Here is a 13,820-nt window from a genome sequence, read left to right as displayed (position 1 = left end):
CCCGGCCGGGGTGCCGGCTTGGCCCCGGCACCGGGCGCGGCGCCGGACGCCGCACCGTTGCCGGAGGCAGCGGACTTCGCGGGCTTGCCCGCGCCGAAGGATTCGCGCAACCGGCGCGCGACGGGGGCCTCCACGGTGGAGGATGCCGATTTGACGAATTCGCCTTGATCGCTCAGCCGAGCGAGTACTTCCTTGCTGGTGACACCGAGTTCCTTTGCCAACTCGTGCACGCGGGCCTTGCCTGCCACTACATCTCCTGTCTGGAGGCACAGCGGTGGTTGGGCCGCGCCTCGGGTTTAGCTATGACGCATGGTCATCGGGACTTCACGGTGTGCTCATGTTCTTCGCTACCTGTTCTCGAGCCGGGCGCCCCAGCGGCTCCGACACGTCGTCGAAGTACTGGACCACCGCGGAGGTGTCCGGCGAACCGGTGATTCGCAGCGCTCGGGTGAACGCTCGCCGTCGCAGCGCCGCCGAGAGGCACTGCGGATCGGGATGCAGCCACGCACCCCGCCCCGGCAGGTTACCCGCCGAGTCGACGATCGCGGCGATTCCGCCGTTCGCGTCGGTCTTGGCGACCACTCGCAGAAGCTCTACGGCCAACTCCCGCCTTCGACATCCGACGCATGTGCGCACCGGAGCAGAAGTCGCTCGTTGGATCACGGTTCAGTCTAGCCTCACGGTCACCGCAGGCGGAAACCGTGTCGCCTCGACGTGTCAGGCCTCGTCGGCCGGGTCGGCCGCATCGCTGCGAATGTCGATGCGCCATCCCGTCAGACGAGCCGCCAACCGCGCGTTCTGCCCCTCCTTGCCGATCGCCAGCGACAGCTGGAAGTCCGGGACGATCACCCGCGCGGCCCGCGCCGCCTCGTCGATGACCGTGACCGAGACCACCTTGGCCGGCGACAGCGCATTGGCGACGAAACGTGCCGGGTCGTCGTCGTAGTCGATGATGTCGATCTTCTCGCCGGCCAGCTCGCTCATCACGTTGCGCACCCGCTGCCCCATCGGACCGATGCACGCGCCCTTGGCGTTGAGCCCGGACGTCTTCGACGCGACCGCGATCTTGGAGCGGTGCCCCGCCTCGCGGGCCACGGCCACGATGTCGACGGCGCCGTCGGCGATCTCCGGAACCTCCAGCGAGAACAGCTTGCGCACCAGGTTCGGGTGCGTGCGCGAGAGTTCGATGCGCGGTTCTCGGACGCCCCTGGTGACCCCGATGACGTAGCAGCGCACCCGGTCGCCGTGCTCGTACCGTTCGCCGGGCACCTGTTCGGCGGGACGGATGGTGCCCTCGGAACCCTTGGCCTCGGTGCCCAGCCGCACCACCACGTTGCCGCGGGCATTCTCCCGGGCGTCGCGCTGCACCACCCCGGCGACGATGTCACCCTCGCGCGCCGCGAACTCGCCGTAGATCCGCTCGTTCTCCGCGTCGCGGAACCGCTGCAGCATGACCTGGCGCGCCGTGGTCGCGGCGACGCGGCCGAAACCCTCCGGGGTGTCGTCCCACTCCTGGATCAGGTTGCCGTCGGCGTCGGTCTCGCGGGCCATCACCTTGACCGCACCGGTCTTGCGGTCGATGTCGATGCGCGCGTCGGACTGGTGCCCCTCGGTGTGCCGGTACGCGGTGAGCAGTGCCGTCTTGATCGTGTCCAGCAGCTCGTCCACCGCGATCCCGCGGTCGACCTCGATGGCATGCAGCGCCGCCATGTCGATGTTCACTCGCCCAACTCCTCTCCGAACCGGCCCGCCAGCTCGATCTCCCGCCGGTTGGGCGGCGAGAACTCTACTTGGACGACGGCCCTGGCGATCTCACTCAGCGGTGTCGCGCGCACCACGTACCGACCCTTGCCCCCTTCGGGCACCACGACGTCGACGGTGTCGCCGGTCAGCGCTCCCAGGCGGCCCAGCAGGCTGCTGCCGTCGGCGAGTGTCACCTCGGCCTTGCGGCCCCGCGCCCGCCGGAAGTGCCGGGGCGCGGTCAGCGGGCGATCCACGCCGCGCGAGGAGACTTCCAGCACGTACGGCGCGTAGTCGCCGCCCGGGGCACCGGCGGCCCCAGAGGCGTCGGAGGCGTCGAGGACCTCCGATGCCAGGCGCGACAGGTCCGCCAGCGCGTCGAGGTCCAACCCCTCGTCGTGGTCGTCGTCGGCGTCGACCACGACGACGACGCGCGGCGGGGTGGACTTGGCCACGACGTCGACGTCTTCGATCACGCAGCCCTGCCGCGCGAACGGTTCGTCGAGCAGCTCTCTGACCTCGGGCGGCGCCGGCAGGCGCGCGGACCGCAGTGGGCCATCCGATACCACGGCGAGCTCCTCGTGTTGAGTTGTGCGGACCAGGGCCCGGGTGCCTGAGGACACGCGAGCCGCCCAACCACGATACGCGAGACGGCGCACCTCGATTGGCAAACGTCGACGGCCCGGATGGCAGGATGTTCGCGTGCCCGCCTCGCTCCCTCCCGTCAGCAGACGGCGCGTCCTGATCGCCGCCGCGGCGCTGGCGGCACTCGGCAGCACGTCGGCCGCGTGCGGGTCGCCGCCACCGCCGCCCGACGTCAGCGCGCTCACCGATCAGCTCGAGCGGGCCCGCGCCGACGCCCAGCTCGCGACCGCCGCAGCGCCCTCCGCCCCACCGGCGGACGCCGACGCCCTGACCGCGATCGCCTACGAGCGCACCGCCCACGCCACCGCGCTGTCCGACGAGATCACGCGCGTCACCGGGCAACCGCCCGCTACCACCAGCTCACCGACATCGTCGACGGCACCGTCGGGGGCCGCCGGCACGACTCCGCCCCCGCCGCCCACCGTCGCGGCGGTGGCCGCCGCGCTCGGACGGTCGGCCGGGGCCGCCACCCAGGCCGCCGTCGCCGCGTCGGGATATCAGGCCGGCCTGCTCGGCTCCATCGCCGCGGCCTGCACGGCCGCCCAGACCGTTGCCCTGGGAGCCACGACGCCATGACCTCGCCGACGCCCACGACACCGACCAGCACGACACCGACCAGCACGCCACCGACCACCACGACACCGACCACCACGATCTCGACCACGCCGTCGGCGTCGCGCACCCCCGACCCGAACCGGCCCCAGGCCGCCCCGGACGCCGCACTGTTCGACGCGGTCGCCACCGAACACGGGGTGATCTACGCGTACGGCCTGATCTCGGCGCACTCGACGCCGGAGGACAACGACCTCGTCGCCGCGGCCATGCGGACGCACCGCGAACTCCGGGACGAGGGCATCGCCCGCCTGCAGGGACGCGGCGTCACCGCACCGCTGCCCGCGGCGGGCTACGAGATCCCGACCCCCGTGCAGACCCCGGCCGACGCCGCGACCCTGGCCGTGGCCATGGAATCCGACAGCGCGACCGGGTGGCGGGCCGTGCTCGAGCAGGCCACCACCTCCGAGGACCGCACCCTGGCCGTCGACGGCCTCACCCAGGCAGCCGTCACCGCCGCGAAGTGGCGCGCGGTCCTCGACCTCTCACCGGTGACGGTGGCGTTCCCTGGCGGCCGCGAGGGCTGACCCGTCAGGGCGCCGCCGACAGCGCGGCCGCGATCTCGGTGGCGGCGGCGTCGACGGAGATCTCGCGGGTGTCGCCGGTGAAGCGGTTGCGCAGCTCCACCACGCCGTCGCCCCAGCCGCGGCCCACCACGACGATCCACGGCACTCCCAGCAGTTCGGCGTCCTTGAACTTCACTCCCGGCGAGGACTTGCGGTCGTCGAGGAGCACCGCCAGGCCCAGCCGGTCGAGGTCGTGCGCCAGCTCGGTGGCCCCGGTGCGGGCGCCGTCGTCCTTGTTGGCGATCACCACGTGCACGTCGAACGGCGAAACCTCTGCGGGCCAACGCAATCCGAGTTCATCATGGTGCTGCTCGGCGAGCACGGCGACCATCCGCGACACGCCGATGCCGTAGGAGCCCATGGTCAGTCGCACCGGCTTGCCGTCCTCGCCCAGCACGTCGGCGGTGAAGGCGTCGGCGTACTTGCGGCCCAGCTGGAAGATGTGGCCGATCTCGATGCCGCGCGCCGACCGCAACACCCCCATGCCGTCCGGCGACGGATCGCCGTCGCGCACCTCGGCGGCCTCGATGGTGCCGTCCGGGGCGAAGTCGCGTCCCGCCACCAGGCCCACGACGTGCTTGCCGGGCTCGTCGGCACCGGTGATCCACGCGGTGCCGTCCACCACCCTGGGGTCGACCAGGTAGCGAACCCCGTTGGCCAACAAGCCCTTCGGTCCGATGTATCCCTTCTTCAGGAACGGGTTGCGGGCGAAGTCGGCGTCGTCGAGCAGCGCCCACTCGGCCGGCTCCAGCGCGGCGCCAAGGCGCTTCTCGTCGACTTCGCGGTCGCCCGGAACGCCGATCGCCAACAACTCCCACTCGCCACCGGGGACGCGCACCTTCAGCAGCACGTTCTTCAGCGTGTCGGCGCCGGTGACCTCGCGGTCGGAGAACTGCGGCAACCCGGCGCCGTTCGCCCACGCGACCAGCGTGGCGATGGTGGGCGTGTCACCCGTCTCGTGGACGACGGCCTCGGGTTGACCCTCGATGGGCAACGCCGCCGGGGGTCGGGTCACGACGGCCTCGACGTTGGCCGCGTAGCCCGATTCCGGGCAGCGCACGAAGGTGTCCTCCCCCACCTCGCTCTCGGCCAGGAACTCCTCGGAGGCGCTGCCGCCCATGGCCCCCGACACCGCGGAGACGATGACGTAGCGCACGCCCAACCGGGCGAAGATGCGTTGGTAGGCCTCGCGATGGGCGTGGTAGGCGTTCTTGAGGCCGCCCTCGTCGACGTCGAACGAATAGGAGTCCTTCATCACGAACTCCCGGCCGCGCAGGATGCCCGCGCGGGGGCGCGCCTCGTCTCGGTACTTGGTCTGGATCTGGTAGAGCACGACGGGAAAGTCCTTGTAGGAGGAGTACTCCCCCTTCACGGTGAGCGTGAACAGCTCCTCGTGGGTGGGCCCCAGCAGGTAGTCGTTGTCGCGGCGGTCCTTGAGCCGGAACAGGGTGTCGCCGTACTCGGTCCAGCGATGCGTGGTCTCGTAGGGCGCCCGCGGCAGCAGCGCGGGCAGCAGGATCTCCTGGCCGCCGATGGCGTTCATCTCCTCGCGCACCACGTTCTCGATCTTGCGCAGTACCCGCAGCCCCAGCGGCAGCCAGGAGTACAGGCCCGGGCCGACGGGGCGAACGTAGCCCGCGCGGATCAACAGCTTGTGGCTGGGCACCTCGGCATCGGCCGGGTCGTCGCGCAGGGTACGGAGGAACAGCTCGGACATGCGGGTAATCACCCGCGCAGCCTATCTAGTCGCGACCCTGCCACGTGCACACGCACGCCTCGTTGCCCTCGGGGTCGGCGAGCACCCAGAACGCGGGTGCGGCGGCGGCCGACAGCAGCGTGCCGCCCGCGGCGAGCGCGGCGTCGATCCGGGCGCGCGCGTGCTCCGGCGGGACGTCGACGTCCAGGTGGATCCGGTTGCGCACGCCGCCTCCCGGGCGCGGCTCGGACATCTGCTGGAACCACAGCACCGGCCCGCGCCGCAGCGGATCCACCAGCGCGCCGGGCGGCAGGTCGGGCGGATGGGGCTCGTCGACGTAGCCGGTGACCGCCTTCCAGAACCGTCGCACGGCGGGGATGTCGAGCGCGTCGATGGCGACCTCGATGGCCTGCGGCGGCGCTGCGGCGTCGCCCGGCGTGGTGTCGAGCGAAGCGGCGCTCAGCGCATCGGTGATGCGCCTGGCCAGGCCGAGGTCGACGGCCTCGACGCCGCCCGTCGCGCGGTCGTGCAGGCGCAGCACCACCCGGTGGTCGGACAGCTCCACGGTGAGATGGCCTGCGCCGTCGGCACCGGCGGCATCCACGGCGACGGCCGCCGCGCGCACCGCGAGATCGAGCGAGGGCACCGCGACGTGGGTGATCAGCGCGCCGAGCACCAGCCGCCACCCGATGGGGTCGACGGCGGCGGAGCACTCCGCGCGGGTGGGCGTCACAGCTCGCCTGCCTCCACGGCCTCCTTGGTGTGCTGCGCGCGGGCGATGTCGCGCGCCGAGAAGCCGATCCAGAACGCGGCCACGCCGACCAGGATGGAGATGCCGGCCACCCACAGCAGCGAGTAGGTGTAGCCCGCGGCCAGGGCGTCGAGTTGGTCGGGCGTCATGTTCTTCACCGGGCCGGTGGTGCCGCCCAGGTAGAGCGTGCGCGACGTCTGCACCGCCATGATCGCCACCAGCACCAGCGGACCGCCGAGGTTCTGCACCATCAGCGTGATGGCCGATACGGGTCCGATCTCGCTGGGACCGACGCCGGCGACCGCGCACAGCGGCAGGATCACCGAGATGATGCCGATGCCGAAACCGCCCACGACGATCGGTCCGAACAGGTTCGGGAAGTACGGGATGGTGCGGTCCAGGGTCGAGCCGTAGAGCATGGCGGCCAGCACGAACAGGCCGCCGCCGATGATGAGCCACCGGGGCGCGAACAGGGGCGCGAGCTTGGTCGCCAGCACGTTGCCCACGCCGACGGCGACGGCGAACGGCAGGAAGCAGATGCCCGCCTTGAGCGCCGAGTACCCGAGGACGTCCTGGGCGAGCAGGCCCACCATCACGGTGACGGTGAGCAGCACGCCGCCGCCGAGGAACCACGCGGTGAAGGTGGCCACGCGGTTGAAGTCGTTGAACACCGCGAACGGCACCAGGGGGTTGGCGGCCTTGCGCTCGACGACCAGGAAGGCGACCAGGAAGACCACGGCCGCCACGCCGGCACCGATGACGAAGGGGTCCACCCAGCCGCGCGGCGGCCCCTGCGTGAACACCAGCACGGCCGAGGCGCAGCCCAGCGTGGCGAGCAGGGCTCCGGTGACGTCGAGCTTCAGCCGCTCGTGGTCGGTCTCGGCGATGGTGATCACCGCGATGACGATGATCACGATCCCGATGGGCACGTTGATGAGGAACGCCAGCCGCCAGGAGATGACGGTGAACAGGCCGCCGAGCACCAGCCCCAGCACCGAGCCGCAGGCTTGCATGCCCGCCGAGACGGCCATGGCCTGGTTGCGGGCGTGGCCGACGGCGTAAGTGGTGGCGATGAGCGCGAGCCCGGTGGGCGCGGACACGGCGGCACCGACGCCCTGCAGCGCCCTGGCGACGATCAGCGTGTACTCGTCGGTGGCCAGACCGCACACCAGCGACGCGAGCGTGAACACGCCGACGCCCGACAGGAACGCGCGCTTGTGACCGATGGCGTCCCCGACGCGGCCGCCGAGCAGCAGCAGACCGCCGAAGGCCAGCACGTAGGCCGTGATGACCCAGCTCTTGCCCGCGTCGGACAAATCGAGGTGGGCCTGCATCTGGGGCAGCGCGACGATGACGATGGTGCCGTCAAGCGTCGACATCAGCTGCATGCCGGTGATCGCGATGATCGCGGGACCGAGCACCGACGACGACAGCGGGGCGACCGGCTGGCCGGGCGACCCGGGGGTGGACCCAGAGCTAGACATCGACGTTCACCGTACCCAGCGGCCGAGGCGGCGAAACGCCTCGCCCGGCCGGTCGCGATGCCGCTACAGCTCTCCCGCGTCGATGGCGTCCTTGACCTCTTGGGCGTGGGCCACCTGCTCGGCGGTGTAGCCGATGAACAGGGCCACGACGCCCACGACCACCGCGACGGCCGCCACCCACAGCAACCCGTAGGTGTAGCCCTGGTCGAGCGCGTGCAGCTGGGCGGCGTCCATGTTCTTGACCGGTCCGGTGGTGCCGCCGAGGTACAGGGTGCGCGAGGTGATGACGGCCTGGATGATGGCCAGCACGACGGGCCCGCCGAGGTTCTGCAGCATCAGCGCGATGGCCGAGACGGGACCGATCTCGTCGAAGCCGACCCCGGCGATGGCCGAGATGGTCAGCGGCACGACGATCATGCCGATGCCGAACCCGCCGATGGTGATGGGCAGCACCAGGTTGGGGAAGTACGGGATGTCCCCGTTGAGCGTCGAGCCGTAGAGCATGGCGGCCAGCACCAGCACGCCGCCGGCGATGACCAGCAGCCGGGGCGCGAACTTGCCCGCCAGGAAGGACGACAGGCCCAGGCCCACGCCGAGGGCGATGACGAACGGGATGAACCCGATGCCCGCCTTGAGCGCGCTGTAACCCATGATGTCCTGCACGTACAGGCCGATGAGCACGGTCAGCGTGAACATCACGCCGCCGGCGAGGAACACCGCGGCGAACGTGGCGACGCGGTTGCGCTCGCGGAAGAGGCTGAACGGCACGACCGGGTTCACCGCGGCGCGCTCGGCCCACACGAAGGCCAGGAAGAACAGTCCGGCCGCCAGGCAGGAGCCGATGGTCAGCGGCGACAGCCACCCCTTCTCGGGGCCCATCGAGAAGCCGAACACCGCGGCGGTGCACGCCAGCGTCGCGAGGATGGCCCCCGCGGCGTCGAGCTTCATGCGCTCGCGGTTGGTCTCGCGCAGCGTCCTGCGCGCCAGGTAGATCATCAGCAGACCGATGGGCACGTTCACCAGGAACGCGAGTCGCCACGACACCTCGGTCAACGCCCCGCCGACGACGAGGCCCATGACCGAGCCGACGCCGGTCATGGCGGCGAACACCGCGGTCGCGGCGTTGCGCGCCGGCCCCTTCGGGAACGTGGTCGCGATCAGCGCGAGACCCGTCGGCGAGGCGATGGCCGACCCGACGCCCTGCAGCAGCCGGGCGATGACGAGGGTGGCCTCGTCCCACGCGACGCCGCACAGGATGGAGGCGATGGTGAACAGCGCGACGCCGACGATGAAGGTGCGTTTGCGGCCGATGGTGTCGCCGAGGCGTCCGCCCAGCAGCATCAGCCCACCGAACGTCAGCACGTAGGCGGTGATCACCCAGCTGCGTCCGGCGTCCGAGAGGTTCAGTTCATCCTGGATCTTGGGCAGCGCCACGATCGCGATGGTGCTGTCCATCGTGGCCAGCAACTGCATGCCGCCGATCGCGATGACCGCCGCGAGGAAGCGGCGCGACGGCAACCACGTTGGACCCCAACCACTTCGCCCGGTGTCGGGCTGCCCCACTCGCGCGGGCAGCGCACGGTCGCGCCCTGCGCCATTGAGAGCCGTCATACCGGGTTACCTTACAGTAATCTTAAGAATCCTTTAACCGGCGAAGGCCCCGACCTGCCCGATCACGATGATCGCGGGGGGCCGAATGCCCTCGGACCGGATCCGTTCGGCCGCCTCCGAAAGCGACGTCCGCAACGTTCGCTGCGCGGACGTGGTGCCGTGCTGCACCACCACCACGGGCGTATCCGCAGGTCGGCCGCCTTCCAGCAGCACCTTGGCGAACAACTCGATGCGCTCGACGGCCATCAGCAAAACGATCGTCCCGGACAGTGCGGCCAATGCATCCCAATTGACTAACGATTCGGGATGGTCGGGGGCAAGGTGGCCGCTGACCACCACGAACTCGTGATTGACGTAGCGGTGCGTCACCGGGACACCCGCCAGCGCGGGCACCGATATGGCACTGGTCACACCGGGTACCACCGTCACCGGAATGCCGGCCTCGGTGCACGCCAGCACCTCCTCGTACCCGCGCGCGAAGACGAAGGGATCGCCGCCCTTGAGCCGCACCACGAACTTGCCCTCGCGCGCCCGCTCGATCAGCACGCCGTTGATGGCCTCCTGCGCCATCGCCCTGCCGTAGGGGATCTTGGCGGCGTCGATCACCTCGACGTGCGGCGCCAGTTCCGCCAACAGCTCCGGCGGCGCCAGCCGGTCGGCCACCACGACGTCGGCCTGCGCCAGCAGCCTGCGCCCCCGCACGGTGATCAACTCCGGGTCCCCCGGTCCGCCGCCGACGAGCGCGACGCCGCCGCGCAGCGACTCCCCCGCCGCATCGGTGAGCACACCGTTCTGCAGCGCCTCGTGGATCGCGTTGCGGATCGCCGCCGAACGCCGGTGTTCACCGCCGGCGAGCACGCCCACCGACAGCCCGTCGTACTCGAACGAGGCGGGCGTCACCGCCGTGCCCTCCACGGCGACGTCGGCGCGCACGCAGAACACGTGACGTCGCTCGGCCTCGGCGACGATCGCGGCGTTCACGTCGGGGTCGTCGGTGGCGGCGATGACGTACCACGCACCCTCGAGGTCGCCGTCACGGTAGTCGCGCAGTTCCAGGGTGAGGTGCTCGGACATGGCCTCGACCGCGGGCGTGGCGGCCCGCGTGATCACGTGGACGTCGGCCAGATTCGCCAGCAGCAGCGGCAACCGGCGCTGCGCCACGGTGCCCCCGCCCACCACGACGACCTTGCGGCCTTCGAGACGCAGCCCGACGAGGTAGGCGTTATCGATCTGCGAAGTCACCCCGAGAGCTTAGAGGCTTGCGGGGCCCGTCAGCGCGGCCACCGCCGCCGCCGCGAAACGCACGGTGGCCTCCGGGTGGGCGGCGGCGTGGGTGTGCAGGTAGGCCGCGTGCACCCCGGCGTGGACGGCACCGTCGCCCACCGGGGCCGCGGTACCCACGCGAAACATCCACGCGGGAGCATATTCTCGCGTGAAGGCCACCGCGGTGCGGTGGAACTCGTGTCCCGTGGCCCTGGCTCCCGCAGCGTGCAGCGACGAGTCCGCGGGCGCCACGGCGTCGCGGTAGCCCAGCACCAGCTTCTCGGTGAAGCGCGCCGAACCCGCCAGCACGCCGCACATCGGCGCCCCGTCGAGATCGTCGACCAGGTAGGTCAAGCCGGCACATTCGGCGTGGATCGGTGCGCCCGCGACGGCCAGACCGCGGATGCGTTCGCGCGCAGCCTCGTTGGCGGACAGCTCGGCGGTGAACTGCTCGGGGAAGCCGCCGGGCACCACCACGGCCGAGGCCTCCGGGGGCGGGACCTCCGAGAGCGGGTCGAAGTCGACGACGTCGGCTCCCGTGGCCGCCAGCAGCTCGCGGTGCTCGGGGTAGCCGAAGCTGAACGCCCTGCCCGCCGCCATCGCGATCACCGCTCCCCGGCCGGCGCCACCGCCCCCGTCGGGGGTCCAGGCGGGCGCGGCGACCGCGGTGTGCGCCGCGGCGTGGACCGCGGCGACGTCGACGTGGCGGGCCACCAACTCGGTCATGGCGTCGACGGCGGCGGTGGCCAGCGCACCGTGCTCGACGGCGGTCACCAGCCCCAGATGCCGTGAGGGCACCGACATCTCGTCGGCGCGCGGGATCGCCCCGAGGACCGGGACGCCCGCCTGCTCGCAGGCCTGGCGCAGCACCTGTTCGTGCCGCGGCGAGCCCACGCGGTTGAGGATGACGCCGGTGACGCGCACCGTGTCGTCGAACGTTGCGAACCCGTGCAGCAGCGCCGCGACGCTGTGACTTTGGCCACGGGCATCCACCACCAGCACCACGGGGGCGCCGAGCATGCCTGCCACGTGGGCGGTGGAGCCGCGCGCCGGGCCGGCGACCCCTGGCGCGATGCGGCCGTCGAACAGCCCCATGACGCCCTCCACCACGGCGACGTCGGCGCCGCTGCTGCCGTGCCGGTAGAGCGGCCCGACGAGGGATTCACCCACCAGCACCGGGTCGAGGTTCCGGCCGGGCCGGCCCGTCGCCAGCGCGTGATAGCCGGGATCGATGAAGTCCGGGCCCACCTTGAACGGTGCCACCCGGTGCCCGGCACGGCGCAGCGCCCCCATCAGCCCGGTGGCCACCGTGGTCTTGCCGCTGCCCGAGGACGGCGCGGCGATCACGACCGCGGGGACGCTCACGCGCGCAGCATCGGCACGTGCGGGACGCCGTCGTCGAGGAATTCGTCGCCGTCGCGCACGAATCCGTGGCGGGCGTACATGTCCTCGAGGTAGGTCTGGGCGTCGATGCGGCAGGGGTAGGGGCCCACCTCGGCCAGCGCGGCCTGCAGCAGACGCGTCGTGTGGCCGTGGCCGCGGGCGCTGCGCTTGGTGCACACCCGGCCGATGCGGAACGTCTTCTCGCCGCCGGCGTGCTCCTCCATGAGCCGCAGCGTCGAGATCACCCGGCCGTCGGGGTCCTCCAACCAGAAGTGCCGGGTCTCGGGCAGCAGGTCGCGCCCGTCCAGCTCCGGGTAGGGCGTGGCCTGCTCGACGACGAACACCTCGACGCGCAGCTTGAGCAGTTCGTAGAGCGTCGCGGCGTCCAGGTCCAGTGCCCAGCTGCGCCGGGCGGCGACGGTCACGGGGTGGGCGTCGCCGGGGCGGCGAGGGCCGCGGCCGCCTGGGCCTGCGGCTGGTCGAGCTTGAGCACGCGCGTGCCCCAGTCCCAGACCTCGGCGAACAGCTTGGGCTCGTCGGAGAGCTTGGTACCCAACGACGGGACCATCTCCTTGAGCTTGGGCTCCCACCCGGCGTAGCGGTCGGTGAAGCAGCGAGACATCACGTCGAGCATGGCGGGCACCGCCGTGGACGCGCCGGGCGAGGCGCCCAGCAGGCCGGCGATCGAGCCGTCCTCGGCGGCCAGCACGGTGGTGCCGAACTCCAGGACGCCGCCGTTGCCCTTGCGCCGGATCACCTGCACGCGCTGCCCGGCGATGTCGAGTTCCCAGTCGGAATCCCGTGCGCTGGGCGCGAATTCCCGCAGCGCGTCGACGCGGTCGGCCTCCGACAGCAGCAGCTGGCCGACGAGGTACTTGACCAGGCTCATCTCGGTGAGGCCGACGCCGATCATGGAGGGCAGGTTGTTGGGCCGCACCGAGAACGGCAGGTCGGTGACCTTGCCCTGTTTGAGGAACTTCGGCGACCATCCGGCGAACGGCCCGAACAGCAGGTACGACCGACCGTTGATGACGCGGGTGTCCAAGTGCGGCACCGACATCGGCGGCGCACCCAGTGGCGGGGCGCCGTACACCTTGGCCTGGTGGGCGGCGGCGAGTTCGGGGTTGCCGGTGCGCAGCCACTGACCGCCGACCGGGAAGCCGCCGAAGCCCTTGGCCTCCTTGATGCCCGACTTCTGCAGCAGCGGCAGTGCGCCACCGCCCGCGCCGACGAAGACGAACTTGGCGTTGAACTTCCGCTTGAGTCCGGTGCGCCGGTTGACGACGTCGAGCAGCCACGTGCCGTCCGACTGCTTCTTCAGGTCGCGGACCTCGTGGCCGAACAGGGTGTCCATGCCGCGCTGGGCGGTGTAGCCGATGAGTTGCCGCGACAGCGAGCCGAAGTCGACGTCGGTGCCGTCCTGGGTCCAGTTCATCGCGACGGGTTCGGCCGGGTTGCGCTTCTCGGCCATGAACGGCAGCCGTCGGGCGAACTCGTCGTGGTCGTCGATGAACTCCATGCTCGCGAACAGCGGGTTGCGCACCAGCGTCTCGCGGCGGGTGCGCAGATAGTCGATGTGCTTGGACCCGTGCACGAAGCTGACGTGCGGGATGGGGTTGAGGAAGCTGCGCACGTCGGGCAGCACGCCGTTCTCGACGGCATGGGCCCAGAACTGGCGCGAGACCTGGAACTGCTCGTTGACGGTGACGGCCTTGGCGATGTCGACGGTGCCGTCGCCGCGCATGGGCGTGTAGTTCAGCTCGCAGAGCGCCGAGTGCCCGGTGCCCGCGTTGTTCCACGCGTCGCTGCTCTCGGCGGCCACGCCGTCGAGGCGTTCGATGAGCGTGATGGACCAGTTCGGCTCCATCAGCCGCAGAAGGGCACCGAGCGTCGCGCTCATGATGCCGGCACCCACCAGAACGACGTCGCTCTTGACGATCTTTGAGTCGGTCACCTGATCTTCGGCCCTTCGTGTTGCGCACCCGATTCACACGGCTTGACGAGTGACCAGGTTATCCGGTGTCCGCGCGCGCCGTGCACGCCCCACGGCATGCCCCGTCGGGCCGACG

General features: G+C 71.2%; 14 protein-coding genes. 2 read left to right on the top strand and 12 right to left on the bottom strand.

Annotated features, from left to right (window positions below; genetic code table 11):
* The 4 genes from AC30CM_RS22660 to rimP form a co-directional block, all read right to left on the bottom strand.
* Positions 1 to 248: translation initiation factor IF-2 N-terminal domain-containing protein (locus AC30CM_RS22660; protein ID WP_490119159.1), on the bottom strand; the 248-nt coding region annotated here is incomplete at its 3' end.
* 76 nt (positions 249 to 324) lie between these two features.
* On the bottom strand, positions 325 to 582 hold the full coding sequence (locus AC30CM_RS22655) for a YlxR family protein (RefSeq protein ID WP_490119158.1): 258 nt from the start codon (positions 580 to 582) through the stop codon (positions 325 to 327).
* Positions 583 to 717: 135 nt separating this feature from the next.
* Positions 718 to 1,722 (bottom strand): transcription termination factor NusA, encoded by a 1,005-nt coding sequence (gene nusA, locus AC30CM_RS22650; protein ID WP_490119157.1) that lies wholly within the window; start codon positions 1,720 to 1,722, stop codon positions 718 to 720.
* On the bottom strand, positions 1,719 to 2,309 hold the full coding sequence (gene rimP, locus AC30CM_RS22645; protein WP_490119156.1) for a ribosome maturation factor RimP: 591 nt from the start codon (positions 2,307 to 2,309) through the stop codon (positions 1,719 to 1,721). The genes nusA and rimP overlap by 4 nt, the downstream gene beginning before the upstream one ends.
* A gap of 133 nt (positions 2,310 to 2,442) precedes the next feature.
* Between rimP and AC30CM_RS22640 the strand changes: the two genes are divergently transcribed.
* Positions 2,443 to 2,961 (top strand): hypothetical protein, encoded by a 519-nt coding sequence (locus AC30CM_RS22640; protein ID WP_490119155.1) that lies wholly within the window; start codon positions 2,443 to 2,445, stop codon positions 2,959 to 2,961.
* A complete protein-coding gene (locus tag AC30CM_RS22635) occupies positions 2,958 to 3,524 on the top strand; it encodes a ferritin-like domain-containing protein (protein WP_490119154.1) in 567 nt (188 codons plus the stop codon). The genes AC30CM_RS22640 and AC30CM_RS22635 overlap by 4 nt, the downstream gene beginning before the upstream one ends.
* 4 nt (positions 3,525 to 3,528) lie before the next feature.
* Here the strand turns inward: AC30CM_RS22635 and AC30CM_RS22630 are convergent, their stop codons facing one another.
* The 8 genes from AC30CM_RS22630 to mqo form a co-directional block, all read right to left on the bottom strand.
* Positions 3,529 to 5,292: a proline--tRNA ligase gene (locus tag AC30CM_RS22630; RefSeq protein ID WP_490119153.1), complete on the bottom strand. Its 1,764-nt coding sequence runs from the start codon at positions 5,290 to 5,292 to the stop codon at positions 3,529 to 3,531.
* Between the two features lie 13 nt (positions 5,293 to 5,305).
* The gene (locus AC30CM_RS22625) at positions 5,306 to 5,992 is read right to left on the bottom strand and encodes a VOC family protein (RefSeq protein WP_490119152.1); all 687 of its coding nucleotides are present in this window, start codon (positions 5,990 to 5,992) and stop codon (positions 5,306 to 5,308) included.
* Positions 5,989 to 7,494, bottom strand: a complete 1,506-nt coding sequence (locus AC30CM_RS22620; protein ID WP_490119151.1) for an MFS transporter — start codon at positions 7,492 to 7,494, stop codon at positions 5,989 to 5,991. Before AC30CM_RS22620 ends, AC30CM_RS22625 begins: the two co-directional genes overlap by 4 nt.
* A 63-nt stretch (positions 7,495 to 7,557) precedes the next feature.
* On the bottom strand, positions 7,558 to 9,105 hold the full coding sequence (locus tag AC30CM_RS22615) for an MFS transporter (protein WP_490119150.1): 1,548 nt from the start codon (positions 9,103 to 9,105) through the stop codon (positions 7,558 to 7,560).
* Positions 9,106 to 9,138: 33 nt separating this feature from the next.
* Positions 9,139 to 10,335, bottom strand: coding sequence for a uroporphyrinogen-III C-methyltransferase (gene cobA / locus AC30CM_RS22610; RefSeq protein WP_490119165.1), 1,197 nt, complete (start codon positions 10,333 to 10,335; stop codon positions 9,139 to 9,141).
* Between the two features lie 21 nt (positions 10,336 to 10,356).
* Positions 10,357 to 11,733, bottom strand: coding sequence for a cobyrinic acid a,c-diamide synthase CobB (locus AC30CM_RS22605; RefSeq protein ID WP_490119149.1), 1,377 nt, complete (start codon positions 11,731 to 11,733; stop codon positions 10,357 to 10,359).
* A complete protein-coding gene (locus AC30CM_RS22600) occupies positions 11,730 to 12,176 on the bottom strand; it encodes a GNAT family N-acetyltransferase (protein WP_490119148.1) in 447 nt (148 codons plus the stop codon). Before AC30CM_RS22600 ends, AC30CM_RS22605 begins: the two co-directional genes overlap by 4 nt.
* The gene (gene mqo / locus AC30CM_RS22595; protein WP_490119147.1) at positions 12,173 to 13,705 is read right to left on the bottom strand and encodes a malate dehydrogenase (quinone); all 1,533 of its coding nucleotides are present in this window, start codon (positions 13,703 to 13,705) and stop codon (positions 12,173 to 12,175) included. Before mqo ends, AC30CM_RS22600 begins: the two co-directional genes overlap by 4 nt.
* Between the last annotated feature and the right edge of the window lie 115 nt (positions 13,706 to 13,820).

The organism is Mycobacterium sp. DHQP2018-32-09 (genome assembly GCF_058148405.1).
This window is presented reverse-complemented; position numbering and strand designations above follow the sequence as displayed.

Bases quoted from the DNA above. Each gene is read 5' to 3' on its own strand.
- AC30CM_RS22615 (WP_490119150.1), bottom strand. From the start codon at position 9,105: ATGACGGCTCTCAATGGCGCAGGGCGCGACCGTGCGCTGCCCGCGCGA.
- AC30CM_RS22620 (WP_490119151.1), bottom strand. From the start codon at position 7,494: ATGTCTAGCTCTGGGTCCACCCCCGGGTCGCCCGGCCAGCCGGTCGCC.
- AC30CM_RS22635 (WP_490119154.1), top strand. From the start codon at position 2,958: ATGACCTCGCCGACGCCCACGACACCGACCAGCACGACACCGACCAGC.